Origin of the sequence: Brachybacterium sp. GU-2 (assembly GCF_030866705.2) — a bacterium.
Classification (GTDB): domain Bacteria; phylum Actinomycetota; class Actinomycetes; order Actinomycetales; family Dermabacteraceae; genus Brachybacterium; species Brachybacterium conglomeratum.
Map to the genome: position 1 here is coordinate 3,299,198 of NZ_CP133037.2, position 24,526 is coordinate 3,323,723.

A 24,526-nucleotide genomic window follows, 5' to 3' on the forward strand; every position below is an offset into this window, starting at 1 on the left:
CGCCGCGCTCGCCCGGCTCGCGGTCGGCGAGGGGACTGATGCTCACCGTGAGCAGCGTGTGACGGGCAGGGCGATGACCGGGATGAGGGGTGACGGGCGGGAGCATTCGGCAGGACGACGCGGCGGGGGCGCCCACCGCCAGGTGGACGCCCCCGCGTCGGCCCGTCGTGGCGACGGGCGAGCCTCCCGAAGCGCAGGGCCTGCCGCTCCGACGCCAGCTCGCGCCGCTGTCAGTCGACGGAGATCTCGCCCATCGGGCCCCAGCCGTCGCTGTCGATCTGGTGGGAGATGATCTGCGGCGTCGCCGTGAGGTACTGCGGGAACTCCTCCTGCATCTTCTTGAAGTGCGGGGAGTCCACGTGCGGGCCGGCGCCCTCGTCGGTGAACGCCTCGATGAGCACGTAGGTGTTGGGATCCTTGACGCTGCGCGACCACTCGAACCACAGGTTGCCCGGCTCGGCGAGCGTGTTCTCGGTGAACTCGCTCGCGATCTCGGGCCAGCGGTCGGCGAACTCGGGCTTCACAGGGAACTTCACGTTGATGAGGATCATCGTCGGGTCCTTTCTGAGAGGTGACGGGACCAGCCTGCCGTATCCGGCACGCGCGGGGAACCTCGATTCTCGCAGGGCAAGAAGCAGAGCTCAGGCACAATGGTCGCCGGAAGGAGGACGACGATGACCTCGAACGACACAGGCCGATCAGCCCAGGACCAGGGCGGCCAGGTCGCCCGGGCGATCGCGGTGCTGGAGGCGGTGGCGCAGCACGGCAGCAGCACCGCTCGGGGGATCTCCGAGGCGACCTCGATCCCGCTGCCCACGGTGTACCGGATCGCGCAGGAGCTGATCCGCTCCGAGTACCTCGTGCACCTGCGCACGGAGAAGCGCTTCGCGCTGGGCTACAAGCTGCACCGCCTGGCCGTCGGCCTCCATGACGATCTCGGCATCCCGCGCTCTGTGCGCGAGGAGGTCCACGCCATGCATCGTGACCTGGGCATGGCCGCCTATCTCGCGATCCACCGCGGCACCGACTTCGTCGTCGTGCACGTCTCCGACTCGCCGCAGGCTCCGCGGCTGTCCCCGCTCGGATTCGGCTTCCACGAGAGCCCGCACGCGACCGCCTTCGGGAAGGCGGGGCTCGCCTACCTCGCTCCCGACGAGCAGGAGGAGTACCTGGCAGGGCCGCTGCGTGCCCACACCGACCGCACCCTCGTAGACCCGGCGGAGCTGCGCCGCCAGCTCGCCGAGATCGCCGAGCGCGGCATCGCCTGGGAGCATCAGGAGTTCGTGCCCGGCTCCAGCTGCCTCGCCGCGACGATCAAGGCCGACGACGGGATGCTGCTGGGCACCGTCGCGGTCTCCGCGCCGGTCGCCGCCTACGAGGGGCGCCTCCGCCACGTCGAGGACCGGGTGCGGGCGTGCGCCTCCCGCGCCGGGCGCGCCTATCGTCTGGGGGCGCAGACCCACTGACCGCGGCACCCGTCGGCGTTCTCGCCCGGTGATAACTGCGCTGTGCGCTCGCCGCAGCCCCTGCCTATCGTGTGCCCCAGGTCACTGACGAAGATGCAGTGGGAAGGAGACGCCATGAGCGCACCGGACGGCGACGAGGCCGTGAACGAGATCGAAGGGACCGACGAGGCGGAGGCGACGCTCACCGCCCTGATCAAGGCCGCGTTCCCGCACGAGCGCGTGCCGGACTCGGCCTACCGGCGGGCCGCGGAGACCGTCCGCTGCGCCGCGGAGGAGAGCGCGTGGATGCGGGTCAAGCTCGCCCACGGCCTCGACTCCCTCGAGGCCCTCGCGGACGGCCGCTTCGCCGAGCTGAGCCCCGAGGAGGCGCTGCCGCTGCTGCTGCGCATCCAGCACACGACCTTCTTCGGCTTCGTGCGGCAGACCGTGGTGGTCAGCCTCTACGAGGACGAGGAGGTCTGGGAGGTGATCGGCTACGAGGGCCCCTCCTTCGAGAAGGGCGGCTACCTCCACCGCGGCTTCGACGATCTGGACTGGCTGCCGGATCCGCGGATCGAGGAGTACGACGGGGAGCCTCTGGAGGAGGTCGTCTCCGATCTCCCCCGCGGGGCGACCACGAAGAGCGTCCGGGGCGCCGCCGTCCCGGCAGGGCAGAGCAGGGCGCGCGCCGGACGCACCGGCCGCGGGACGAAGGGGCAGCAGGCATGAGCAGCATCGACCACTCCACCGAGGCCGTCGTCATCATCGGGTCGGGCGCCGGCGGCGGCACCCTCGCCTACGAGCTGACCAAGGCGGGCATCGAGTGCGTGCTGCTCGAGGCCGGCCCGTACCTGCGCGGCGAGGACTACATGAACCTCGAATGGGCCGCCTTCGACCAGATGGCGTGGGCCGACACCCGCACCACCTCCGGCAGCTGGCGCATCGCGAAGGACTTCCCGAACCTGCCGGCCTGGATCGTCAAGGCCGTCGGCGGCACCACCACCCACTGGTCCGGGGCGACCCCGCGCTTCAAGCCGCACGAGTTCCGCACCCGCAGCACCTACGGCCGGGTCGACGGCGCGAGCCTGATGGACTGGCCGCTGAGCTACGAGGAGCTCGAGCCGTACTACACCCGCGCCGAGGACGCGATCGGCTCCACCCACCGCGGGGGCCGACCGCCGCTGCCGGCGAACAACAATTACAAGGTCCTCGCCGCCGGCGCCGAGAAGCTCGGCTACCGCCACTACGCCACCGGGCCCTACGGCACCAACGCCGAGCCCTATGACGGCCGACCCGCTTCGATCCAGGACGGCTTCAACTTCCAGGGCGACAAGAGCGGCGCGAAGTGGTCGACGATGGTGCGCGAGATCCCGCGCGCCCTCGAGACGGGCAAGCTCGACCTGCGGCCCGACTCCCACGTCGCGCAGATCCTGCACGACCGGACGGGACGGGTCGACGCGGTGCTCTACCTCGACGCCGAGGGCAACCTGCACCGCCAGGCGGCGAAGCTCGTGTGCGTCGCCGGCAACGCGATCGAGACGCCGCGCCTGCTGCACCTGAGCTCCTCGTCGCTGTTCCCCGACGGGCTCGCGAACTCCTCCGGCCTCGTGGGCCGCAACTACATGCGCCACATGACCGGCAGCGTGTACGCGCAGTTCGACAAGCCGGTGCACATGTACCGCGGCGAGACGATGGCCGGATGCATCAGCGATGAGTCCGTGCACGACCCCTCCCGCGGCTTCGCCGGCGGCTACTACATCCAGACCATCTCTCTGGGGCCCGCCTTCATGGCGACCTTCGCCGAGCCCGGCTCCTGGGGGCCGAGCTTCACCCGTCTGCTGGACGCCTACGAGAACACCGCCGGCTGCTGGCTGGTGGGGGAGGACATGCCCCAGGAGTCCAATGCGGTCACGCTCGACTCCACCGTCACGGACCAGCACGGCCTGCCGGTCGCGCACGTCCACTTCGACGATCACCCCAACGACCTCGCGATGCGCGAGCACGCCTACTCCCGCGGCGAGGCGCTGTACGAGGCCGTGGGGGCGGTGGGCACGCATCGCACCACCCCGTACCCCTCCACGCACAACCTCGGCACCTGCCGGATGAGCGAGCGGCCGGAGGACGGTGTGGTGGATCGCTTCGGGCGGGCGCACGACGTGCCGAACCTGTTCGTCTCGGACGGCTCGCAGTTCACGACCGGGGCCGCGGCGAACCCGACGCTGACGATCGTGGCGCTCGCGATCCGTCAGGCCGAGCACATCGCCGAGTCGCTCCGCGCCGGCACGGTCTGATCCGGAGCGGACAGGTACCGGCGGGGCTGCCCCGCCGGGATCCTTCAGGAATCGAGAGGCAGATCTCGACCGGTATCGAGGAGGCCGCTTCAATGGGTGAGTGCGACTCCCGAGGAGGGAGTTGCCGATGTTGTCTGCGTCGTTTCGAGCGGAGGTCATCGAGACAGTCATAGCGGGGAAGCCGGCGATGGTCGCTGCGCGAGAAGCAGGTATGAGCTGTTCCCGGCTGAGGAAGTGGCTGCGGCAGGCTGGGGTGATGCTCAAACGCGGAATGCCCAGCAGTCACGCCTCGTCCTCGGTCATCCTCCCTCCGTCTGCGGAGAGTTTCGGCGCGGCATCGGGGCATGGGCGTAGGCTCCAGCTCGCTGACCGGGTGCTCATCGAGCTGGGCATCGTCCAGGGCCGCAGTTCTGGCGAGATCGCGTCTGGCCTGCGGGTGCATCGCTCGACCGTGTTCCGCGAGATCGCTCGTCACAGCCTGATCGCGGAGGACGGCCGGTGGGGCCATGACGATGCTCATTACAGTGCCGCGCTGGCACAGTTCTGGGCTGATCAGGCCCGGGCGCGTCCGAAGGCGTTCAAGCTCGAGACCCTGCCGTTGCTGCGCCGGGTGGTCGTGGCGCTGCTGGATCAGAAGCTGTCTCCGCAGCAGGTGAGCGTGCGTCTGCGGCGGTTGTTCCCGAACGATGAGGACATGCAGATCAGCCACGAGACCCTCTACCAGGCTCTTTACGTCCAGGGCGCGGGCGCGCTGCGTCACGAGCTGACGGTCGAGGGCGCGATCCGTTCCGGTCGCAAGGGCCGTATCCCGTCCTCGAAGCTGCCGGCCCGGAACAAGCGCCGCTGGCTGGACGGACACCGGCTGGCCGATCGAGAGGAGAAGCTCGCGGCCGAGCACGCGGGCAGGAAGATTCCCGGCCACTGGGAGGGAGACCTGGTCGTGGGGCCGAACAACTCCGGGATCATCACGCTGGTCGAACGGGCCTCCCGGTTCACGCTCCTGGGACGACTGCCCGGGACTCGTGACTCCGCCACCGTGATCGACGTGCTCACCAGCATGGTCGAGGACCTGCCCGAGGCGGTGAAACGCTCGATCACCTGGGACCAGGGAACCGAGATGGCCCAGCACTCCCGGTTCACCGTGGCCACGGGCTGCCCGGTGTTCTTCTGCGATCCTCATTCGCCCTGGCAGCGTCCCACGAACGAGAACCTCAACGGCCAGCTCCGCTGGGAATACCCCAAGGGCACCGACTTCAACCACGTCACCGACGACGAACTCCGCACCGTTCAGGACATGCTCAACGCAAGACCCCGAGTGGTCCTCGACGGGGCTACTCCCAGTGAGACACTCGACGAACTGATCACCACAGTCGCACTCACCGACTGAACCGGCCGGAGGGATACCGGTCGAGATCTGCCTCTCGATGTGCGTATCGATGCCGGACCGGCGATCGGTCGGCCCGGTGGCGTGCGGGCGGCGCAAGGGGCCGGGGTGCGGGGCGGTGCAGGGGGCCGGACCGCGGGGCGGAGCCGGGGCAGGTCCGCCGGGAGTGCGGGCGGAGCGGGGGACGGTCGGCCCGGCGAGGGGTCAGACGTTGATCGTGACGTCCCCTGACTCGCGCAGCTTCCCGGCGATCTCGGTGGCGGCCTCGTTCTGCTGCTGCATGGTGGCCTGCTGGGCGAGCTGGTCCTTCATCTCCTCGAAGGAGGGGACCTCCTCGGCGGAGCCGCCGGCGGCGGACTGCTGCTCGACCAACGCGTCGTACTGGGCCTTCAGCTCCTCGTCGCTCGGCTCGGCGATGTCGGCCTCCTGCTCGATGTAGGTCGTGATCGCGAACTGCGAGGCGGCGTCCTGGCGGACCTGCTCCGCGGAGATGCCCTGCTGCTCGAGGGCGCTGACCACCTCGTCCCCCGAGCCCAGACCGTTCTGCTCCGCGATCTCGTCGAGGGTGGTGTCGATGTCCTTGTCGGTGGCCTCGATGCCCGCGTCCTCGGCCCCCTGGCGCAGCAGCTCGTTGTTCACCAGCTGCTCGGCGACCTGGGTCTTCAGCTGCTCCTCATCGGGCGCCTGCCCGCCGGCCTGCTGCTGCATCGCCATCTGCTGGTACTGGGACTGGTAGGTCTGGACGAAGTCGTCCTTGGTGATCTCCGTGCCGTTGACGGTCGCGACGACCTCGGGCACGTCGGAGACGTCGGCCTCCTGGGCCTGCGGGTCGTCGGCCGCGCCGCCGCCGTCGGACGCGCCCGGAGCCGCCTGGCCTCCACCGTCGGAGGCGGCCGGTGCCGCCTGCCCGCCGCCGTCGGACGCCTGCGAGGGATCGTCCTGCCCGCCGCTGCACGCGGCGGTCAGACCGAGCGCGGCGGTGAGCGTGAGCGCGGCGAGGGTGCGCCGCAGGGCTGAGGTGCTTCGGACCTTCACTGTGCCTCCTGGGGATCGTTGGCCCGGGCGACGGTACGCTCCGAACCCTGGTGCCGCGTTCCGGGAGCGTCCAGGAAGCCGGTCACAGCACCGACGGCGTGGGGTGAATCACGAAATGGTAACGGTGCGGGCCGCGTCGACGGTGCCGGGCCCGCGGAGCTCGCCCCGCTCGGTGCCTGGCGCAGCAGGACGACGCAGGGGCCCGCACGCCTCTCGGCGTCCGGTCCCCTGCGGGCGGTCATCACTCGAGGTGCTCAAGCGCGTAGACCGTCATCGCGTCGCGAACGTGCTCGGCGAAGGGCCGGCCGTCGACCGTGAAGGTCGCCCCGAATCGGGGATCGGTGACGTACATGTCGCCGATGCCGACGAAGGCCTCTGCGCCGGGCCGTTTCCCGCCCCATCCCGCGCTGATCCAGCTGTACAGCCGGGCCGTCAGCGCCTGGACTTCCTCGTGCTCCGCGGGCAGCTCGCGCGCCGAGGTGTCGGCGAAGCCTGCCGCCAGGGCGTCGACCTCCTCGCGGAAGCCCTCCTTCTCGGCGTCGCTCAACGAGCGCCACCACCGGTCGGAATCGGCGTAGGCCTGCTCGCCCCACCTCTCCTCGACCTCCTCGCGGTACTGCGTGTGGTCGAATCCGTCGAACATCGTGTCCGTCATGAGCTCTCCTCCTGTCTCGAGAATCCGGATCGTGGACTGCACCGAGGCGACGATGCGGGACAGGCGCTCCTGCTCCCTCTCGAGCTGCGCGGCATGCGCCCGCAGCGCGGAGACCGTCTCGACCTGCTCGTCGAGCACGCGGCCGATCTCGGAAAGCTCGAGCCCCAGCTCGCGCAGGACGAGGATCCGCTGCAGGCGCAGCAGCGACGCGCCGTCGTAGAACCGCTGCCCGCCGTGGCCGGTGCGGCTCGGGGCGAGCAGGCCCACCTGCTGGTAGTGGCGCAGGGTGCGGCTGGTAACGCCGGTGCTGCGGACGATCTCCTGGATCGACCACTCCGGGGCCGAGTGCTGGGGCGACTCCATGGCTCCTCCTCTCGTCGGTCTCCTTCGGTGCGATCACGATCTTTCCGCTTGACGTGACGTCAAGCGCAAGGGGAGCGGCGGGAGAATCTTCGCCGGAGCCGCGCCCCGCAGGGACGACGACGCCCGCCGGACCGTGCGGGGCACGCACGGCGGGCGTCACGAGAGGGGCCGTCTGCAGAAAGGGGCGTCAGGCGGCACGCCGCGGAGCTCAGCGCCGCGGCGTGCCGCCTGAGTCCCATTCTGCAGGCAGGCCCGGCCCATGCAGGCGGGCCCGGGGGGCACGTGTCGGGTCGGAGCGACGAGTCGGCGGGCGACCGTCGCTCAGTAGCCGATGGACCTCAGGTACTCGCGGGACTCGCGGATGCAGTCGATCGGGTCGCGGCCGTAGGTGTCGTCCTGCTCGATGAGGAAGTACTCGGCACCGGCCTTCTCCGCGGCGGGCAGCAGCGCGGGCCAGTTCATGTTGCCCTGGCCCACCTCGGCGAACTGTCCGAGGGAGAGGAAGGTCCCGTAGAACTCCTTCATGTCCATCTCGCCGGCGTCGAAGCGCCTCACGGCGTCCTCGGGCATCGGCGCGACGCGGAAGTCCTTGACGTGGATGAGCTTGCAAGTGCCGGAATAGGCCTCGAGCATGTCCAGCGGAGCCATGCCGCCGCGCTGGACCCAGTGCAGGTCCACCTCGAACAGCAACGAGGGGGCGACGCGGCGCACGATGTCGAAGATCCGCTCGCCGTCGAACCGGATGAGGTCCACGTGGTGGTTGTGGTAGCAGAGCGTGATGCCCTTCGCGGCGAGACGGGCCGCATAGGGCTCGACGGAGGCCGCCCAGTCCTCGGCCGCCTCCTTCGAGGTCATCGCCGAGAACGGCATCATGCCGATGCGCAGGAAGCGCGCTCCGGTCTTCCCGCACGCCGCGACAGCGCGGTCGAACTCGGTCTCGAGCGCGAAGCCGTTGCCGCCCGGGGCGATCGAGACGCTCATCGCGGCGGTCTCGACGCCGAGGTCCGCCTTGCCGCGCACGAGGTCGTCGATCAGCTCATCGGTCATCTCCACCTGGGAGACCTCGACGGCGTCGATGTCGAGTTCGCGCACCTGGCGCAGGACCTCGTACATCCCCTTCTCGTCGATCTGGTCCTTGAGCATCATGAGCTGGAGTCCGAGGATGGGCATGGGTGTTCTCCTTCGAAGAGTGCGATGGCGGTGGGAATGCGGGAGCGGCCCGGGCCGACGGGAGGTCGGCGCCGGGCCGCACGGAGAGCGCTCAGGAGCGGGTGGGGAACTTCCCCTCCTCCTCGATGCGCTTGTTCAGCTCGGAGAGGTACTCCTCGGCCGGGTAGTCGACCAGGTCGATCTCGCGACCGGTCCAGGCCGACAGCTGCATGCCGGAGGCCAGGCGGACGCCGTTGATGCCCTCGGCGCCGTCGGCGATCAGCGGGGTGCCGTCGTTGACGTGAGCGGCGAAGTTGGTCAGGACGTCGATGTGCTGCTGGCCCCAGGCCGACTCGTAGGTCCTCTCCTCGACGGTGTACAGCGAGGAGGCGTCCATCTCGCCGCGGAACAGCTTGGCCACGTCCTCCATGGTCATCTTGTCGCTGAGGCTGCGCTCGTCCTCCGACAGGCGGTAGACGGTGACCTTGTTCGACTTGTCGACGACGACCTTGCCCTCGTCGAACAGCAGCTCGAGGCGGTCGGTGCCGATGATGTCGTTGGTCGAGGTCATGAAATGACCGGTGACGCCCTCGCCGAAGTCGACGAGCGCGTTGACCTCGTCCTCGGTGGCGATGTCGCGCTGGAAGCCGAAGGCGAGCTTCGCGAAGACCTTCTTCGGAGTACCGGCGAGCCACTGCCACAGGTCAAGCTGGTGGGGAGCCTGGTTGACGAGCACGCCGCCGCCCTCGCCGCCCCAGGTCGCGCGCCACTCGGACTGGTCGTAGTAGCCCTGCGGGCGCCACCACGACGTGATGATCCAGGAGGTGTGGCGCAGCCTGCCGAGCTCGCCGGCGTCGATCAGCGCCTTGAGGTCGGTGTAGACGGGGTTGGTGCGCTGGTTGAACATGATGGCGAAGGTGGTCTCGGGATGGTCGGCCGCGAAGGCGTTCATCTCCTCGACCTGTTTGGTGTAGACGCCTGCGGGCTTCTCGGTGAGTGTGTGTATGCCCTTGCCGATCGCGGTGATCGTCATCTCGGGGTGGAGGTAATGCGGCACGGTGGTGACCACGGCGTCGACGTCCCCGGAGTCCAGCATCTCGACGTAGTCGTCGTAGAAGGGGGTGCCCGCGTGCTTCTCCGCGGCGGCGTCCTCCTTCGCGGGATCGGTGTCGGCGATGGCGCCGAGCGTCATGCCCGCGATCTTCCCGTCGGCCAGGAGGCCGGCGTACATGCCGCCCTGAGCGCCGAATCCGATGATGCCGAGGCGGATGTTCTTCTCCGACATGGTGTCTCCGTTCTGTGGTGGTGACGCGCTCCCGGGAGGGGATGCGGGTGGATCTGGTGGGACCGAGGAGCGAGGGGAGGGAGGGCGGGAGGAACGCGCTCTCCGTCTCCGTCGAGCCTATGTGCGTCGGCGGACCCGTGGCCGGGGCCGCCGACGCACGGGGATCAGGCCTGCTCAGAGGCCGAGGCGGCGGACGCCGCGTGACGTTCCTCGAGGATCGCGGCGTTCTCGTCGACCCGCTTCTTGGTCAGCGGGTACCAGAAGACGGGGGCCAGCAGCGAGACCAGCAGCAGGGCGGGGACGAGGGTGCCGAGGGTGTAGATGCCGTCGAGCACGGACTGGTTCTGCTCCACGCCGCCGGACTGGTAGCCGATCCAGCCGAGCGCCCAGCCGACGAGACCGCCGGCGATCGCCTGGCCGAGCTTGCGGGACCAGGAGTACATGCCGTAGACGGTCGCGTCGTTGCGCTCGCCGGTGCCAGCTGAACGGCCTGATGTCCTTCTTCTGCTGGGGTGTCGCTGCAGCGGTGCTCATCGTCGAAGCTCCTCCGGGTTCATCCTTGAACCGCGAGCGCGGCGCGCGCGGGGCCGTGGTTCGCTCAGATCGCGATGCGCTCCGTGGGACCGGTGAGGCGGGGTGAGGAGAGTCTGGTCAGGAGATCCGAGGAGAGGGCGATGTTGCCGGAGGTTGCAGTGCTGCCGAATGGACTCGAACCTGTTGCCTCATGAGTTAATGGAAGGCTTACCAGCATCGATGCTCTTGTCGCCACCTGAAGACGTCGGTCGTATGGCGGGGCGTGGGCCGGGTCTGCTCGTTCGGTTGTCAACGGTTGCCGGTGGCGGCCGGCAGTCGCTTCAGGTCCGCCGAGAGGCGGTGCGCTCGGCGACTCTCGCCGAGGAGTCCCGGAGGCGCTGACACGGGAACGACGGACGGCCGGGCCGCCCACGAGGGGCGATCCGGCCGTCCGGGAGGGTGCGGCGGAGCCGCAGGCGGTCATCGCCCCGTCGGGGGCGCGGCCGCTGAGGGGATCAGTAGAGGTTCAGGAAGGCCTGCAGGACCTCGACGGTGTCCCCGTCGATCTCGTCGGAGCCGTTCTGGGCGGCGCCGACCTCGTGCTGGAGGCCCGCGACGGTGTCCTCGCCGATCACGCCGTCCTGCGAGGTCTTGGCCCAGGCCTGCAGGGCGAGGGTGGTCTCCTCGTCCATCTCGCCGGTCTGCTCGACGCCCAGCCAGTCCTGGAGGGCGGTGATGGTCTTCGGGCCCATCTTGCCGTCGACCTCGAGGGTGCCGGCGACGGAGAGGTCGCCGGTGGCCTTGGAGCCGGGCTCGCCCTTGGACGCCTGCGGGGCCGGGGCGGCCTCCTCGGCCGGGGCCTCCTGCTGCTTCGGCTCCTCCTGCTTCTTCTCGGTCTCCTTGGTGAAGCCGTTCTCGTCGCAGTTGTCGGCGATGCCGTCACCGTCGCAGCTCCAGTCGCCCTGGGGCTCGGTGCTCTCGCGCTCGGTGGAGCGGTTCGCCTGCTGGTCGGACTCGCGGGGCTCGGGAGCCTGCTGCTGCTCCTGCTCCTCGGCCGGGGCCTGCTGCTCCTGCTCGGGGGCCTCCTCCTGCTCCTCGGCCGTGGGGGCGCCCGAGGTGTCGGAACCGCCGTTGATCGAGACGCCGCAGGTGGGCCAGGCGCCCTTGCCCTGCACGGCCAGGACGCGCTCGGCGACCGCGATCTGCTGGATCTTCGAGGCCTGGTCGGCGGTCGAGGCGTACTCGGTGCCGCCGAAGCCCTCCCAGGTCTGCTGGGAGAACTGCAGGCCGCCGTAGTAGCCGTTGCCGGTGTTGATGGACCAGTTTCCGCCGGACTCGCAGGCGGCGACCTCGTCCCAGCCGGTGGCGGCCGAGGCGGAGGTGGTGGTCGCGGCGATCATGCCGGAGGCGACGACGGCGCCGCCGGCGACGGCGACGGCCGAGCGGCTGAGGCCGCGGCGGAGGGTGGCAGCGCGGGAAGTGCGCTGGGCGTGGGTGCTGTGCTTGGACAAGGGGACGTCCTCTCAGGTCGTGGGCGGTCGGCGGCCCCGGGCGGGCGCGGCTCGACCTCTTCGGACGTCGGCCACCGTAGGGGCTCACCGCCCCCTCGCGGCAAGGACCCGGCCCCGGAACTGACCGGGGTTTTACTCTTCCGGTTCGAGGGCATGACTCGCCGAGGCAGGTTCTGCGCGTCCCTGACCTGCGGTGACGCGGTGGGCTTCCTGTTCGGAGCGGCATGGTGTGAGTCATGGCGCGTCCTGTGGCGCCCTTCACAGAGTCAGTCCGCCGCGCGGTCAGCCGACGGCGGGCGGCCCGTCGGCCTCGCGGCAGCGGGCCGGTCGGCTCGGCCCCGGCGCCCCGTCCTGGCGGCCTCTCTCGCGCCCGCCTCAGTCGGCGTCCGGAGGGTCGAGCGCGGCCGCCGCCGCGGCGCGGTGCTCCTCCGCACCGGTCTCCAGCGCATAGAGCCCGTAGGCGAGCGGGGAGGCGGAGAACATCTCCTCGGCGTGCTCCCCGAGCCGCGGGTGGACGGTGCCGCCGCCGGCCTCGTAGGCGGCGATCGTCGCCGCGAAGGCCTCCGGGGGAGCGCTCGCGCGGTGGAACATGAAGTCCCGCGCCGGATCGCCGACGGACGCGGTGGTCCAGTCCAGCACTGCGCTGAGCCGCTCGCCCTCTACGAGGGTGTGGCCCGGGTAGACCTCGCCGTGGGTGAGCACGCTGCGGTCCGACCAGAAGGAGTCCTCCGCCAGCCACGCCTCCCAGCGCTCCCGCAGCGCGGGGGCGATCGGGAAGGCCTCGGCGACGCGGGCGAGGTTCTCGCGCCAGGTGTCGCGCACCTGCTCCGGGGTGCGGGACGGGATCCCGGTGGCGGCGGCCGCGACCGGGTCCACGGCGTGGAGCTGGGCGAGGAAGGTGCCGAGGGTGCGGGCGTACTCGGTCGAGGCCATGTCCAGGTGCCACCGGACCGTGCCGTCGGGGTCGACGGTCAGCCCCGGGGTGCCGGGCAGGAGGGGATAGGCGATCAGGCGCTCCGTGCTGATCCGCCAGTCGGGGGTAGCGACGGCCAGGTGCGGGGCGAGGTGGGCGAGCAGCCGGCCCTCGACCGCGGCGCGGGTCAGCACCTCGGCGCGGCGGGGGATGCGCAGCACCCAGTCCTGGCCGTCCCGTGCCCGGGCGAAGGCGACGCGGAAGTCGTGGCCGATCTCCTCGGTGCGCAGCGAGTCGCCGAGGAGGTCGAGCCCGTGATCGGCGGCGAGGGCGAGGAGCTGATCGAGGTCGGCGGGCGGGGGAGTCCCGGCGTCGGCCGTGGCCGACGACGGGCTCGAGGGGGAGGTCTCGGTCATCCCGGCAGTCTGCCCGGTCGCGCGCACGACGTCATCCGGTTTCCCGGCCGACGGTGCGCCCGGCCGGTGCTCGCCGGCCGCGATGCCTGCCCGCGTAGGCTCGGGCCATGCGCGGGATGCGAGGAGGCATCGGCGCCGTGTCCCAGGCAGCGCTTCTCGCGCTCGCCCTGGTCACGGCGGTGCATCTCGCGGCGCAGCTGCGCGGCGGCGGGCCCGTCGCCGAGGTGACCCAGCCCCTGCTCATGCCGCTGCTGCTCGGTGCGCTGCTGGCCGGGACCGAGCCCCCGCGCGGCCGGCTCGTCCGGCTCTTCGCGCTGGGTCTCGTGCTCTCGTGGGCGGGGGACACCCTCCCGCGGCTCCTCGACGGTCAGGCGCAGTTCCTCGCCATGCTCACCAGCTTCCTGCTCGCCCAGATCGTGTACGCGCTCGCGCTGTGGCCGCTGCGGGGAGGCTCGCTCCTCGCGGAGGGGCCACCGGTGCTCTCGGCCGTCCGGGGATCCGGGATGCGGCGCGTCCTCGCGGGCCGTGCCGCGGTGCTGCCCTATTTCGTCGACGCCGTGGTGATCGTGGGCCTGTGCGCCCCGTCGGCCGGAGCGTTGCTGCCCGCGCTGGTGGTCTACGCCGCGGCGATCTGCGCGATGGCGGTGCTCGCCACCGGTCTCGGCGTGCGCGGCGGGATCGGGGAGCGGTGTTCGTGGTCTCCGATTCCCTCATCGCCCTGAGAACCTTCGACGTGCTCACCCTCCCCGCGCACGAGCTGTGGGTGATGGCGACCTATGTCGCGGCGCAGGTGCTGCTCGTGCTCGGCGTGCTGGGACACACCGCCCGGGCCGGACGATGGTCGAGAAATGGCGCTGGGCGTTCCTCTACGCCTATATAGCCGTAGAGGAACGCCCAGCGCCAGTGGCCGACCATGGCCAGGCGGGCCAGGCGGGCCAGGCGGGCCAGGCGGGCCAGGCGGGCCAGGCGGGCCAGGCGGGCCAGGCGGGCCAGGCGGCCCAGGCGGGCCAGGCGGACCGGGCGAGCCAGGCGGGCCAGGCTGATCGGGCGAGCCAGGCGGGCCGGGTGGGGCTGCCGGGCACGGGGCCGGGTCGGCGAGGCCGGTCCACCCGGTGGGGAGGCCCGCTCAGCCCCTGCGCGCCTCGGCGTGCTCGGCGTGCGCCTGCTCGCGGGCGCGGCGCTTGGCCTCCTTGGTCTCCCGCAGCTCCTCCTCCTCGGCGAGGGTGATCACCGTGCCGCCGGGATCGGTCGCGACGGTGCCGTCGGGGTGGGTGACCAGCAGGCCGTCCGGCTGCTCGTCGGAGCGCTCGCCCCGCTCGTTGAAGGCGAGCCGCGCCTCGTGCACACGGTGGGCGTCGGCGAGGAGCTCGCGCACGCTGTGCTCGGCCACGACGATGTCCTCGTACTTCGCGGGCAGGCCGTCGACGATCTTCTCGTGGGCGAGCATCTTCTCGTACATCGCGTCCCGCTGCTCCTCGAAGGAGCGGTAGGTCATCTCGAGATATGCGCGGGCCTCGTGATGGGCGTTGTTCACCGCGGCCTGCGCTCGTCCCTTCGGGGACAGCAGCGAGGCGAGGACGGTGACCGTGAGGACGCCGATGATCACGCTGAGCGAGAAGGCGGTGGTGATCTCCGGGATCGCGTGCACGGCCTCGCCGCCGTTGATGAAGCCCAGCTCGTTCTCGTGCAGCGCGTGCACGACGAGCTTCACGCCGATGAAGGCGAGGATGATCGACAGGCCGTAGGAGAGGTAGACCAGGCGGTCGAGCAGCCCGTCGATGAGGAAGTACAGCTGACGCAGGCCCAGCAGGGAGAACACGGTCGCGGTGAACACGATGTAGGTGTTCTGGGTGAGGCCGAAGATCGCCGGGATCGAGTCGAGCGCGAAGAGGATGTCGGTCGCGCCGATCGCGATCATGACCAGCAGCATCGGGGTGAGGACGCGCTTGCCGTTCTCGATGGTGAAGAACTTGTCGCCGTCGTACTCGTCGGTCGCGGGCAGGACCTTCTTCACCAGGCGTACGAAGACGCCCTCGGAGTCCTCGTGGGAGTCCTCCTTCAGCTCGTCCACGATCATCTTGATCGCCGTGTAGAGCAGGATCGCACCGAAGAGGTAGAAGGCCCAGGAGAAGTTGTCGATCGCGGCGGCGCCGAGGGCGATCATGCCCGAGCGGGCGATGATCGCGAAGGTGATGCCGAACAGCAGCACCTTCTGCTGGTCCTCTCGGGGCACGGAGAAGCCGGCGATGATGATCAGGAAGACGAAGAGGTTGTCGACCGAGAGGGCCTTCTCGGTGACGTACCCGGCGAAGTACTCGGTGCCCATGTCGACGCCGCCGAAGACGAGGACGAGCACGCCGAAGGCGAGCGCGATGCCGACGTAGAGCGCGGACCACACGCCCGCTTCGCGCAGGGTGGGGATGTGCGCCTTGCGCACATGGAAGATGTAGTCGAAGGCGAGGAGCCCGAGCACCACGATGATGGTGACGGCCCAGATCAGGGGGGAGACGGTCATGGAGGACCTTCCGGGTCGCGAGGTGGACCCGGGTCTCTCCACCCTCCGGCCTGTGCCGGTGGGCCGCTGCGCCCGGGGGCCCGTTCGGCGGTCCCCGTGGTGACGTGCGCAGCGTGGCGGATACTCCCCCGTTGCCGTCCGCGAGAGTAGACGGCGTCCCTGGGAAGCTCCCGAACGTCGCTCGTGGGTGCGGGGGAGTTCTGCGACCGAGCTCTCGCCCTCGGGCTGTCACCCTCGGGCGGTCAGCGGTCCTCGAGTGCGTCCTCCAGCTCGTCCTTGGTCATCGTCGAGCGGCCCTCGACCCCCTGCCGGCGGGCGTCCTCGTACAGCTGCTCCTTCGTGCGTCCCTTCGCGCCGCTGTGCGAGCGCTCGCCGCCCCGCTCGGACGGGGACTTGTCCTCGAGCGAGGTCCGGCTGGCCTCCTCGGACTCTCCCTCCTGGGCGCGGGTCTTGTTCACGGTGCGGGCCGCGATCTCCTCGGCCTCGTCCTCGGGGACGCCCTTGTCGAGCTGGCCGTCCTTGATGTGCTGGTACTGGCGTTCGCGCTTCTCGTTCCATGCCTCGGGCATGACTGCTCCTCCTTCTCCGTCGTGCGTCTGCGATCTCCGCTCGGAGCGGTCGTCGTGCCGGAGATGACCGGCACGTCCATGCTGTGGCACAGCGGGCCGATGTCGAGGTCGGGGACCGATCGGTCGAGCCCGGAAGCGGGGCCCGGACGGCGCGGACCGTCCCAGCGGGAGGCGGGGCCGGCCGTCTGGGACGGCTTCCCCGTCGGCCGGCGACGCCCGCTCTCGCAGCTCACTCGCGGGCGCGGTCCCCGGACATCGATCCGATGCTGTTGGACGGGGTGGCCTCGTCCTTCCAGCGGAGCAGCGCGCCGACGCCCTCGGGGATCCCGAGCGCGTCCTCCTGCAGGGCGGAGACCGAGGCGTCGATGGCCAGAGCCGTGCGCAGCAGCTCCTCGATGCCGGCGGGCTCGCCGCCGGTGACGAACACCAGCTCCTCGACCTGGCCGCGGCCGATCGCCTGGGCGACCTCGGTCGCGCCGCCCACCGAGGCGCCGTCGCGCGCCTGGCTCTCGCGGAAGCGGCCCTCGAGGTCCCGCTGCCTCCCGGCGATGAACTCCTCGGTGGTGCGGGTGAGCGCCTCGCGGAAGGGGCCGCGGTCCAGCGCGGCACCGCGGCTGCCGCCGGGGACCTCCAGGAGCCGCTCGCGGGTCTCACGGCCCAGCGCCTCGCGCAGCAGTCCCATCGCGCGCACGTCGCCGCTGATCATCACCATGTCCACGCGGTGCTCCCGCAGCGCGCGTTCGACGGCCTCGGCGACCGCGTCGGCGTTGCGCTCCCAGGAGTCCTCGACGCGGGCCTCGAAGTTGTCGGCCCGCCAGCCGTGCTGGGGGCCGCCTCCGACGCTCGCCTTGTGGAGGACGTCGTGGCCGCCCTCGACGGTCGCGTCCTCTCCCAGACCGTTCGGGCCGTGGGCGATCGACGGGTTCTCCGGTGCTCGCAGGTGCAGGTCGGCGCCTGCCCGGTCCACGACCACCAGCAGCTGGCGCACGGCGAAGGGGATCAGCTGCATCAGCGGCAGCAGCTGCGGGAACTCGCCCCGGTGGGCCGACTCCTGCACCGGCGGCGCCGGCAGCACCCGGTCCACGAGGATCCCGTCGTCGGTCGCGAAGACGGAGCGGCCCTGACGTCCGCCGAGGGTGGAGGGCCTGAGCACCGTCTCCTCGATCTGCGTGAGCAGCCCCTGCGGGGCGCCGTCGGCCGCGAGGGAGGAGCGCATCCGCGCCCAGCGGGCCTCGAGCTCGCCGGCCGCTTGAGGGTCGGTCCGGGTGGTGTCGAGGTGGACCGAGACGACGGGGCCGGTCGCTTCGAGGACGGGCGTGAGCCAGGGCAGTTTCACAGTGGACCTCCAGGTGCTCGACGTGCGGGGACGACCGTGCTCCCAGCTCGGCCTCTTCGCCCCGCCTGGGTCCGTTCAACCCTGGCACGCGGGGTCCGGCATCGCAAGCGGGTTCGGGCCGAGGGGGTCGCTGCCCTGCGTGGGGCCCGCTCCGGCTCCCGTCCCGCGGGGCGGTCAGAAGGTGAAGCCGCGGAAGAGCAGCAGCGCCAGGCCCAGGCCGACGACGAGGTTCACGACGGTCGCCGCCGCGAACACGACGATCGGCTTCCAGCCGGACTCCCTGATGCTCGAGGCGTTGAACTCGAGGCCGATCGAGACGAAGGCGAGGGTCAGCGCCCAGGTCTGCAGCTCCTTGGCGGCGTCCAGCCGCGGCTCGAGGACGGCCTCGGGGAGGGACTCTGCGAGCACCGTCGCCACGACCGAGGCGAGCAGGAAGCCGAGCACGAACTTCGGGAACCGCTCCCAGAGCATCGCCAGCGAGCGGCGATCTCCCACGCGGCGCGTGCCGGAGCCGGCGACGGCCCGGCCGGCGGCGGGGGCGACCCTGAAGGAGAAGTACAGCGTCAGCAGCACGGCGACGATGCCCAGCAGCGCGTTCTGGGTGACCTTCACGATCGAGGCGATCTGCAGCGGCTGCTCGCCGGCGACCGCGCCCGCGGCCGTCACCGCGGCGGTGGTGTCGATGTTGCCGCCGATCCAGGCGCCGGTGACCGCGGGGGACAGCCCCATCAGATCCGCGAGCCAGGGCAACAGGAAGATCGAGGGCACCGCGAAGACGATCACGAGGGTGGCGGTGTAGGCGAGCTGCTCCTTCTTCGCCTCCACGGCGCCGGCGGCCGCGACGGCGGCGGAGACCCCGCAGATCGACAGGGCGGAGGCGAGCAGGGCCCGCAGCCTGTCGTCCAGCCCCAGCAGCCCGGCGAACCACCAGGTGAACGCGAAGACGACGGTGATCAGCAGGATCGCCTGGAGCACGGCGGGACCCGCCGCGCGCACCACGATCGCGAAGTTCACGCTCGCGCCCAGCAGCACCAGGCCCACCTTGATGAACAGCTCGGTGCGGAAGGCCGCGGCCATGCGACGGCGCACCCCGGTCAGGGACAGCACCGCGTTGCCGAGGAAGCCGAGCGCGATCGCGTAGACCGGGTACTCGATCGACTTCGCGACCTTCCCGACGGCGGTGCCCTCGGTGAGCTCGGGGACCGCATCGGTGAGCACCGAGACCAGCCAGGCCAGAGCCACCACGATCACGAGGCCCGCGACGGTCCAGCCGAGCGCGGCGCGCGGAGCCGGGCCGGGGGAGGGGGCAAAGGCCTCGGCCGCGGCGCCGTCGGCGGCGGTCCGCTCCGTCGCGCTCACGGGATCAGCTCCGAGGAGATCAGCCCGGCCATGCAGGCGCCGAACAGGACGAGCCCCACGAGCGTCGCGATCCAGTCCTCGCCGAGGGAGAACCGCTTGTGGTCATCGGGGTTGTCGGGACGCTCGGTGCTGCTCACCGTTCCTCCTCCAGTCTCGGGATGCCCCGGCGCACGCACCGGGGCCTGGAGGCACTGTAGGACATCGGCTCGGGGTGTCTCGGCGAGCGACCAGCACGTTCGCTCCGCGACCGTGTCCTGTCAGGCGCCCGTCAGCTCTCGTCCACGTGACGGACACCCGCGGCGGCCGCCACGACGCGCCAGTCCTCGGCGAGGGAGGCGATCGTCGCGTGGGCGTTCAGGCCGGAGGGCTGGGGGACGACGTGGAGGTCGATCCCGGCCGGCCAGCCCTCGACCTCGGCGGGGTCCTGCCGTCCGAGCCGGGCGCGGGGCAGCGCGTAGGCGGTGCGGAAGGCGGTGATCCCGGCGATCGCGACCGTGCGGGGACGCAGCGTCTCGAGCCGCTTGACGAGGCGGCGGCCGGACGCGCGCAGCTCCTCGCGCCCCAGCTCGTCGGCGCGCACGGTCGCACGGCCGATCAGGTTCGTGATCCCGATGCCGCGGGTGCGGAGGTCCTGCTCGTCCTCGGGGTCCAGGCCCCGGGAGGCGTCCACGAGGCGGGAGGTGAGGCCGGCGCGGTGCAGGGAGGGCCAGAAGCGGTTCCCGGGCCGGGCGAAGGGGGCGTTCACGGCCGCGGTCCACAGCCCCGGGTTGATGCCGACGATCAGCAGGCGCAGCTCCTCGCCCCGTCGCGGGTCCGGCAGCACGTCGTCGATCGCGTCGGGGTCGGGGGTCGCGAAGTCGGTCAGCTCGTCCCGGGAGGGACGTCGGCCGCCGAGCGGGGAGGGGCGACGGATGCTCATCCCTGCACTGTATGTCGGCCGGCGGTCGTACTGTGCTCCCATGCGCCCCACGGAGGCAGGACGACTGCAGGTGATCGCGGGCCCGATGTTCGCGGGCAAGACCGAGGAGCTGCTGCGGCGCGTGCACCGGGCGCGTCTGGCGGGTCGGCGCGTCGAGGTGGTCGGCCACAGCCTCGACGACCGCGGCGGCGCGGACCGGCTCAGCACCCATCTGGGCCGCAGCACGCCCGCCCGGATGCTCGAGGACCCGGACGTGCTGCGAGGGCTGCCGGACGCGCCCGAGGGCGCCGAGGGCCGGGTCGAGCTGCTCGCCCTCGACGAGGCGCAGTTCTTCGGTCCCGCCCTCGTGCCGGTGGTCGAGCAGCTGCTCGAGGCCGGGATCGACGTCGCCGTCGCCGGGCTGTGCCTCACCTACGACGGCGAGCCCTTCTCCCCGCTGCCGGAGCTGATGGCGCGGGCCGAGGAGGTCGTGAAGCTCACCGCGGTGTGCACGGTGTGCGGCGCGGACGCCGCCTTCCACATACGCCTGGTCGACGACGGGGCCGACGCCCGGCGCGCGACCGCCGCGCAGGTGGGCGGCGGGGAGTCCTACCGGGCGCGCTGCCGCGCCCACCGCGATCCCGCCGCGCGGGAGCCGCGCCGGCTCAGGTGAGCGGCTCGACGCCCTCGTCGACCTCGCAGTCCACCCTCCGCGCGTGCCCGCTCGCGTCGTCCCGCCCGCGTACGCCTCACCCGTCCTGCCTCCCCGTCTCGCTACGCTGGCACGATGATCCTCACCCCGGACCAGGCACCCGTCGGCTCCCCGCGCACCGGACGCCCGGACGGCGAGCTCGAGCCGATCACCGCCGTGCGCTACGCGGCCGTGGCGGGGGAGCGCGCCGAGCAGGCGCTGCCCGCCGAGGCCGGAGCGGCGGGGATCGTCGGCCGCACCATCGCGCCCGGCGAGGTGCTGCGCTGGTTCGTGCACCCGGTCCTTGACGAGGAGCTGAGCTGGGGCGCGACCCATGTCGCGCTCGACCTCGTCCTCGACGACGGCTCCCGCCTCTCGCAGCACGAGCCCCGCGACCAGCACGGCTCCCTCGCCACCGCCCGCGGCCTCGGCGAGGCGAGGATCCTCTACGCCGACCAGTGGAACGACGTCCAGGTGGGGCTCGAGGCGCTCGTCGGCCGCCGGATCGAGGAGGTGCTGGTCGAGGTCGACGTGCCCGAGGACCACGAGGCCGATCTCCTCGAGGATCTCGAGTCCGAGCCCGGGGAGGCCGCGCCGCCCGCCCCGCTGCACGGCTGGATCGACGGCCCCTCCCTCGCCGTGCCGCCCGCGGACCCGCCGCTCGAGGACCCCGTCGCCTGGGTCGACACCCGGCGCGGCACCCGCTCGGCCTTCGAGTTCTCGCGCGGGAACACCCTGCCGATCACCGCCCTGCCCAACGGCTTCGCGAAGTTCACCCCCGCGACCGACGCCCGCACCCGCCGCTGGATCTACCAGCACCACCGCACCCATCTCCAGGGCCTGTCCCTCACCCATCAGCCGAGCCCCTGGATGGGCGACCGCCACCAGCTGGTGATGATGCCGCTGCTGGGCGAGAGCCCGGACGCGAGCCCCGCCGCGCGCGAGCGCGCCTTCACCCACGAGGACGAGACCGCCCGCCCCGACCTCTATGCCGTCGCCCTCGAGGGCGGGATCGGGATGCGGCTCGCGCCCACCGACCACGGCGCCGTCTGCGAGATCTCCCTGCCGGAGGACTCCGGGCCCGGCCACCTCCTCCTCGAGGGCGTGGACGCGCACAGCCGCCTCGACGCCGCCGGCGCCGTCTTCGACGGGCGGGTCCAGGGCTGGATCGACTCCTCGCCCCAGGAGGGGTACGACCGGGCCGACGGGGCGACCCGCATGTTCGTGCTCGCCGAGGTGCAGCCCGCCCCCGTGCGCGTCGGCCGCGCGGAGGGCGACAGCGGAGGCAGCGTGCTCAGCTTCGCGCCCGGCACCCGCACCATCACGGTCCGCCTGGTGACGAGCCTGCTCGGCCAGGACCAGGCCCAGCGCACCTTCGCGCTCGAGCTCGCCGGACGCACCCTGGAGCAGGTCCGCGAGCAGGCCCACGCCCTGTGGACCCGCCGCCTGCAGGTGCTCGAGGCGCCCGGCGCGACCGCCCCGCAGCGCCGCACCCTGTACGGCAGCCTCTACCGCCTGAACCTCTACCCGTCCTCCCACTGGGAGAACCGCGGCACCGCCGAGGTGGTCGAGCCCGTCCACGCGAGCCCCGTGCTGCCCGTGCGCGGCGCGGCGACCGACACCCGCACCAACGCCGAGACGGTGCCGGGGCGGATGTACGTCGACCACGGCTTCTGGGACACCTATCGCACCGCCTGGCCCGCCTACGCACTGCTCTACCCCGAGCTCGCCGCGGAGCTCGCCGACGGCTTCGTGCAGCAGCACCGCGAGGGCGGCTGGATCGCGCGCTGGTCCTCACCCGGCTATGCCGACTGCATGACCGGCACCAGCAGCGACATCGCCTTCGCGGACCTGCAGGTCAAGGGCGTGCCGCTACCCGATCCGCAGGCGACCTACGAGGCCGCGCTGCGCAATGCGACCGTCGCCCCGCCGCAGCCCGAGGTGGGCCGCAAGGGCGGGGAGACCGCCGTGTTCCGCGGCTACGTCGCCACCGATGCCGAGGTGGGGGAGAGCGTCTCCTGGAGCCTCGAGGCGCACATCAACGACGCCGGCATCGCCGCGCAGGCGGCGCTGCTCGCCGAGCGGGCCGAGGCCGAGGGGGACCGGCTCCGCGCCGAGCGGCTGCGCGGCGAGTCCGCCTATCTCGCCGCGCGCAGCGCGAACTACGCCCTGCTGTTCGACCGGACGACGGAGTTCTTCCGCGGCCGACGCGCAGACGGGGCCTTCGCCGTCCCGGCCGAGGAGTTCGACCCGCTGGAGTGGGGAGGGGACTTCACGGAGACCAACGGCTGGACCTTCGCCTTCCACGCCCCGCACGATCCCGAGGGCCTCGCCGCCCTGCACGGCGGCCGCGACATGCTGCGCGGCCGGCTCGAGCAGTACCTGGACACGCCCGAGCGCGCCGACCGCCGCGGCACCTACGACACCACCATCCACGAGATGGTCGAGGCGCGGGCGGTGCGGATGGGCCAGTTCGGGTTCTCCAACCAGCCCGCCCATCACATCCCTTTCCTGTTCCACCACGTGGGGGCGCCGGAGGAGGCCTCCCGGATCGTCCGCGAGGTGCAGCGGCGCCTCTTCGTCGGCGAGCAGATCGGGCAGGGGTATCCCGGCGACGAGGACAACGGCGAGATGAGCGCCTGGTGGCTGCTGACGGCGCTGGGGCTGTACCCGCTGCAGCTCGGCACGGGCCGCTATCACCTGGTCGCGCCGCTGTTCGAGACGGTGCGGGTGCGGCCGCTGGGCCGGGAGGGCTTCACCCTCACCGCGCACGGCGCCGGCGGGGCGCCGGCCGGTGCCGAGGACGTCTGCATCACCGGGATGCGGGTGCGCGGCGCGGAGCACGCGGACTCGTGGATCGACCACGCGGATCTCCGCGGCGAGATCGAGGTCGAGCTCGGCGCGGAGCCCGGTGACTGGGCCACGATCCCGCCCTCGCCGACCGCGCCGGGGCAGCGGCCGCAGCCGCTGAGGGATCTCTTCGCCGCGGACCCCTCGCAGCCGCTGCTGGACGACGACGCCCGCACCGAGCTCGTGCTGGAGACGGCGAGCGCCGTGCTCGACCTGCCCGAGCTCGGCGAGCCGATGCAGGCCCGCTTCCTCACCCTCACCTCCTCCGCGGAGACGGGCGGGGACCCGATCGCGTGGCGGCTGGAGGGCTCGGACGACGGCCAGAGCTGGGAGGTGCTCGACGCCCGCTCCGCGCAGCGCTTCGAATGGCGACGCCAGACCCGCCCCTTCGAGATCGCCTCCCCGCGGCCGTGCCTGCATCACCGCCTGGTGGTGACGACCTCCGAGGGCCCGCTGCGGCTGGCGGAGCTCGAGCTGCTCGCCTGAGCGGGAACCGGCCGCCGCACGAGCCCTCCTCGTCCCGAGAGCGGGGTGCCCGCGCGGCGGTCGATCAGCACCCACGGCAGGGTCATCGCCGCCCACACCGCGGCGATCAGCACGGCCTCGACCAGCAGGTACTGCGGCCACGGCCCCAGCAGGTCCAGGATGCTCGGCCCGGAGGGCGCCCGGTTCAGGTAACCGTAGTTCGCGCCGGTGAGGGTGTTGCCGGCGACGGCGATCCCCGCCCACAGCAGCGTCGCCGCGTAGGCGAGGCCGTACCCGCGCCAGGTGGGCCGGCAGCCGAGCCCCCACACCAGCACCACCGGGGCGAGCACTCCGGCGCCGTGCGCGATCCAGTACTCCGCGAACTCCAGCGGCACCCACACGAAGTAGTTCAGGTCCGGGGTGAGCACCGACTGCATGTTCAGCGTCAGCCCCCAGAACCAGCACACCACCACCGCCCAGCGCGCCTGCGTGATCAGGGCGATCGGGACCAGGAAGCGCAGCGCATCGGAGTAGTGCAGCGGCAGGGACTCCTCGAGGTTCCACGCCCAGGGCATGAACCCCCATGCCGTCCAGGCCGTGGAGTTCGCCAGCAGCGCCCAGCCCGCGACCCGCAGCGCCCGGTCCACCCGGGCGCTCTCGCCGCGGCGCGCCCAGCGCACCAGGACGACGGCGGCGAGGACGAGGAGCACCAGCATCGCGAGGTGCACGCCGCCGTAGGCGGGCATGTGCCCGATCGCGGGGGCGGCGAGGAGCGGGTCGTCGGGGCCCGGGCCGGGGCGGTCCAGATGCATCGTCGGCTCTCCTCGTGGTCGCTCGGCCCCGCCCCGTCGTCGGGGCGCACGGGCAGAGCATACGGAAGCGC

The 24,526-nt window shown here is 71.9% G+C and carries 23 protein-coding genes; 8 read left to right on the forward strand and 15 right to left on the reverse strand.

Features of this window, described 5'->3' with window-relative positions:
* Nucleotides 1-230: 230 nt before the first annotated feature.
* The gene (locus RBL05_RS15160) at nucleotides 231-551 is read right to left on the reverse strand and encodes a putative quinol monooxygenase (protein ID WP_263311009.1); all 321 of its coding nucleotides are present in this window, start codon (nucleotides 549-551) and stop codon (nucleotides 231-233) included.
* A 123-nt stretch (nucleotides 552-674) separates the two neighbouring features.
* On the opposite strand from RBL05_RS15160, the gene RBL05_RS15165 reads away from it, so the two are divergent.
* From RBL05_RS15165 to RBL05_RS15180, 4 genes are all read left to right on the forward strand, one after another.
* Nucleotides 675-1,466: an IclR family transcriptional regulator gene (locus tag RBL05_RS15165; protein ID WP_308738772.1), complete on the forward strand. Its 792-nt coding sequence runs from the start codon at nucleotides 675-677 to the stop codon at nucleotides 1,464-1,466.
* Nucleotides 1,467-1,580: 114 nt separating this feature from the next.
* The gene (locus RBL05_RS15170) at nucleotides 1,581-2,174 is read left to right on the forward strand and encodes a hypothetical protein (RefSeq protein ID WP_308738771.1); all 594 of its coding nucleotides are present in this window, start codon (nucleotides 1,581-1,583) and stop codon (nucleotides 2,172-2,174) included.
* Complete coding sequence (locus tag RBL05_RS15175) at nucleotides 2,171-3,736, forward strand: GMC family oxidoreductase (protein ID WP_308738770.1); 1,566 nt, start codon at nucleotides 2,171-2,173, stop codon at nucleotides 3,734-3,736. Before RBL05_RS15170 ends, RBL05_RS15175 begins: the two co-directional genes overlap by 4 nt.
* 127 nt (nucleotides 3,737-3,863) lie before the next feature.
* The gene (locus RBL05_RS15180; protein WP_308738769.1) at nucleotides 3,864-5,123 is read left to right on the forward strand and encodes an IS30 family transposase; all 1,260 of its coding nucleotides are present in this window, start codon (nucleotides 3,864-3,866) and stop codon (nucleotides 5,121-5,123) included.
* Between the two features lie 201 nt (nucleotides 5,124-5,324).
* Here RBL05_RS15180 and rdfA read toward each other — a convergent pair whose 3' ends face one another.
* The 7 genes from rdfA to mphO all read right to left on the reverse strand — a co-directional run bounded on the left by rdfA (nucleotide 5,325) and on the right by mphO (nucleotide 12,960).
* Complete coding sequence (gene rdfA, locus RBL05_RS15185; protein ID WP_308738768.1) at nucleotides 5,325-6,155, reverse strand: rod-determining factor RdfA; 831 nt, start codon at nucleotides 6,153-6,155, stop codon at nucleotides 5,325-5,327.
* A gap of 241 nt (nucleotides 6,156-6,396) precedes the next feature.
* Nucleotides 6,397-7,173: a MerR family transcriptional regulator gene (locus tag RBL05_RS15190; protein WP_308738767.1), complete on the reverse strand. Its 777-nt coding sequence runs from the start codon at nucleotides 7,171-7,173 to the stop codon at nucleotides 6,397-6,399.
* 321 nt (nucleotides 7,174-7,494) lie between these two features.
* Nucleotides 7,495-8,343 carry a sugar phosphate isomerase/epimerase family protein gene (locus RBL05_RS15195; RefSeq protein ID WP_308738766.1) on the reverse strand — a complete coding sequence of 283 codons (849 nt, stop codon included), beginning with the start codon at nucleotides 8,341-8,343 and terminating at the stop codon, nucleotides 7,495-7,497.
* A gap of 91 nt (nucleotides 8,344-8,434) precedes the next feature.
* Nucleotides 8,435-9,607: a Gfo/Idh/MocA family protein gene (locus RBL05_RS15200; protein WP_308738765.1), complete on the reverse strand. Its 1,173-nt coding sequence runs from the start codon at nucleotides 9,605-9,607 to the stop codon at nucleotides 8,435-8,437.
* Nucleotides 9,608-9,771: 164 nt separating this feature from the next.
* Nucleotides 9,772-10,050 carry an MFS transporter gene (locus tag RBL05_RS15205; protein ID WP_318603893.1) on the reverse strand — a complete coding sequence of 93 codons (279 nt, stop codon included), beginning with the start codon at nucleotides 10,048-10,050 and terminating at the stop codon, nucleotides 9,772-9,774.
* 585 nt (nucleotides 10,051-10,635) lie between these two features.
* A complete protein-coding gene (locus tag RBL05_RS15210) occupies nucleotides 10,636-11,631 on the reverse strand; it encodes a transglycosylase family protein (RefSeq protein ID WP_308738764.1) in 996 nt (331 codons plus the stop codon).
* Nucleotides 11,632-12,006: 375 nt separating this feature from the next.
* Entirely contained in the window at nucleotides 12,007-12,960 is a 954-nt protein-coding gene (gene mphO / locus RBL05_RS15215; RefSeq protein WP_308738763.1) for a macrolide 2'-phosphotransferase MphO, read from the reverse strand.
* A 107-nt stretch (nucleotides 12,961-13,067) separates the two neighbouring features.
* Here mphO and RBL05_RS15220 point away from each other — a divergent pair, with 107 nt between their 5' ends.
* A complete protein-coding gene (locus tag RBL05_RS15220; RefSeq protein WP_318603894.1) occupies nucleotides 13,068-13,682 on the forward strand; it encodes a lysoplasmalogenase family protein in 615 nt (204 codons plus the stop codon).
* Nucleotides 13,655-13,840, forward strand: coding sequence for a lysoplasmalogenase family protein (locus RBL05_RS15225; protein WP_318603895.1), 186 nt, complete (start codon nucleotides 13,655-13,657; stop codon nucleotides 13,838-13,840). Before RBL05_RS15220 ends, RBL05_RS15225 begins: the two co-directional genes overlap by 28 nt.
* A 246-nt stretch (nucleotides 13,841-14,086) precedes the next feature.
* Here RBL05_RS15225 and RBL05_RS15230 read toward each other — a convergent pair whose 3' ends face one another.
* The 6 genes from RBL05_RS15230 to RBL05_RS15255 all read right to left on the reverse strand — a co-directional run bounded on the left by RBL05_RS15230 (nucleotide 14,087) and on the right by RBL05_RS15255 (nucleotide 19,658).
* Complete coding sequence (locus RBL05_RS15230; RefSeq protein WP_308738761.1) at nucleotides 14,087-15,475, reverse strand: TerC family protein; 1,389 nt, start codon at nucleotides 15,473-15,475, stop codon at nucleotides 14,087-14,089.
* A gap of 242 nt (nucleotides 15,476-15,717) precedes the next feature.
* Nucleotides 15,718-16,044: a plasmid stabilization protein gene (locus RBL05_RS15235; RefSeq protein WP_308738760.1), complete on the reverse strand. Its 327-nt coding sequence runs from the start codon at nucleotides 16,042-16,044 to the stop codon at nucleotides 15,718-15,720.
* Between the two features lie 229 nt (nucleotides 16,045-16,273).
* Nucleotides 16,274-17,380 carry a Vms1/Ankzf1 family peptidyl-tRNA hydrolase gene (locus RBL05_RS15240; protein ID WP_308738759.1) on the reverse strand — a complete coding sequence of 369 codons (1,107 nt, stop codon included), beginning with the start codon at nucleotides 17,378-17,380 and terminating at the stop codon, nucleotides 16,274-16,276.
* A gap of 174 nt (nucleotides 17,381-17,554) precedes the next feature.
* A complete protein-coding gene (locus RBL05_RS15245; protein ID WP_308738758.1) occupies nucleotides 17,555-18,739 on the reverse strand; it encodes a YeiH family protein in 1,185 nt (394 codons plus the stop codon).
* Complete coding sequence (locus RBL05_RS15250; RefSeq protein WP_164736164.1) at nucleotides 18,736-18,876, reverse strand: hypothetical protein; 141 nt, start codon at nucleotides 18,874-18,876, stop codon at nucleotides 18,736-18,738. Before RBL05_RS15250 ends, RBL05_RS15245 begins: the two co-directional genes overlap by 4 nt.
* Nucleotides 18,877-19,007: 131 nt before the next feature.
* Nucleotides 19,008-19,658: a mismatch-specific DNA-glycosylase gene (locus RBL05_RS15255; protein WP_308738757.1), complete on the reverse strand. Its 651-nt coding sequence runs from the start codon at nucleotides 19,656-19,658 to the stop codon at nucleotides 19,008-19,010.
* A gap of 40 nt (nucleotides 19,659-19,698) precedes the next feature.
* Between RBL05_RS15255 and RBL05_RS15260 the strand changes: the two genes are divergently transcribed.
* Both RBL05_RS15260 and RBL05_RS15265 read left to right on the forward strand, forming a co-directional pair.
* A complete protein-coding gene (locus tag RBL05_RS15260; protein ID WP_308738756.1) occupies nucleotides 19,699-20,310 on the forward strand; it encodes a thymidine kinase in 612 nt (203 codons plus the stop codon).
* Between the two features lie 114 nt (nucleotides 20,311-20,424).
* Complete coding sequence (locus RBL05_RS15265; RefSeq protein WP_308738755.1) at nucleotides 20,425-23,664, forward strand: GH92 family glycosyl hydrolase; 3,240 nt, start codon at nucleotides 20,425-20,427, stop codon at nucleotides 23,662-23,664.
* Here the strand turns inward: RBL05_RS15265 and RBL05_RS15270 are convergent.
* Nucleotides 23,598-24,455, reverse strand: a complete 858-nt coding sequence (locus RBL05_RS15270; protein WP_308738754.1) for a TIGR02206 family membrane protein — start codon at nucleotides 24,453-24,455, stop codon at nucleotides 23,598-23,600. The two genes, RBL05_RS15265 and RBL05_RS15270, sit on opposite strands and share 67 nt — an antisense overlap.
* Between the last annotated feature and the right edge of the window lie 71 nt (nucleotides 24,456-24,526).

What these genes read in the sequence shown, in the direction of transcription:
- RBL05_RS15160 (WP_263311009.1), bottom strand. Translation starts at nt 551, where the DNA reads ATGATCCTCATCAACGTGAAGTTCCCTGTGAAGCCCGAGTTCGCCGAC.
- RBL05_RS15165 (WP_308738772.1), top strand. Translation starts at nt 675, where the DNA reads ATGACCTCGAACGACACAGGCCGATCAGCCCAGGACCAGGGCGGCCAG.
- RBL05_RS15170 (WP_308738771.1), top strand. Translation starts at nt 1,581, where the DNA reads ATGAGCGCACCGGACGGCGACGAGGCCGTGAACGAGATCGAAGGGACC.
- RBL05_RS15175 (WP_308738770.1), top strand. Translation starts at nt 2,171, where the DNA reads ATGAGCAGCATCGACCACTCCACCGAGGCCGTCGTCATCATCGGGTCG.
- RBL05_RS15180 (WP_308738769.1), top strand. Translation starts at nt 3,864, where the DNA reads ATGTTGTCTGCGTCGTTTCGAGCGGAGGTCATCGAGACAGTCATAGCG.
- RBL05_RS15190 (WP_308738767.1), bottom strand. Translation starts at nt 7,173, where the DNA reads ATGGAGTCGCCCCAGCACTCGGCCCCGGAGTGGTCGATCCAGGAGATC.
- RBL05_RS15195 (WP_308738766.1), bottom strand. Translation starts at nt 8,343, where the DNA reads ATGCCCATCCTCGGACTCCAGCTCATGATGCTCAAGGACCAGATCGAC.
- RBL05_RS15200 (WP_308738765.1), bottom strand. Translation starts at nt 9,607, where the DNA reads ATGTCGGAGAAGAACATCCGCCTCGGCATCATCGGATTCGGCGCTCAG.
- RBL05_RS15205 (WP_318603893.1), bottom strand. Translation starts at nt 10,050, where the DNA reads ATGTACTCCTGGTCCCGCAAGCTCGGCCAGGCGATCGCCGGCGGTCTC.
- mphO (WP_308738763.1), bottom strand. Translation starts at nt 12,960, where the DNA reads ATGACCGAGACCTCCCCCTCGAGCCCGTCGTCGGCCACGGCCGACGCC.
- RBL05_RS15220 (WP_318603894.1), top strand. Translation starts at nt 13,068, where the DNA reads ATGCGCGGGATGCGAGGAGGCATCGGCGCCGTGTCCCAGGCAGCGCTT.
- RBL05_RS15230 (WP_308738761.1), bottom strand. Translation starts at nt 15,475, where the DNA reads ATGACCGTCTCCCCCCTGATCTGGGCCGTCACCATCATCGTGGTGCTC.
- RBL05_RS15235 (WP_308738760.1), bottom strand. Translation starts at nt 16,044, where the DNA reads ATGCCCGAGGCATGGAACGAGAAGCGCGAACGCCAGTACCAGCACATC.
- RBL05_RS15255 (WP_308738757.1), bottom strand. Translation starts at nt 19,658, where the DNA reads ATGAGCATCCGTCGCCCCTCCCCGCTCGGCGGCCGACGTCCCTCCCGG.
- RBL05_RS15260 (WP_308738756.1), top strand. Translation starts at nt 19,699, where the DNA reads ATGCGCCCCACGGAGGCAGGACGACTGCAGGTGATCGCGGGCCCGATG.
- RBL05_RS15265 (WP_308738755.1), top strand. Translation starts at nt 20,425, where the DNA reads ATGATCCTCACCCCGGACCAGGCACCCGTCGGCTCCCCGCGCACCGGA.
- RBL05_RS15270 (WP_308738754.1), bottom strand. Translation starts at nt 24,455, where the DNA reads ATGCATCTGGACCGCCCCGGCCCGGGCCCCGACGACCCGCTCCTCGCC.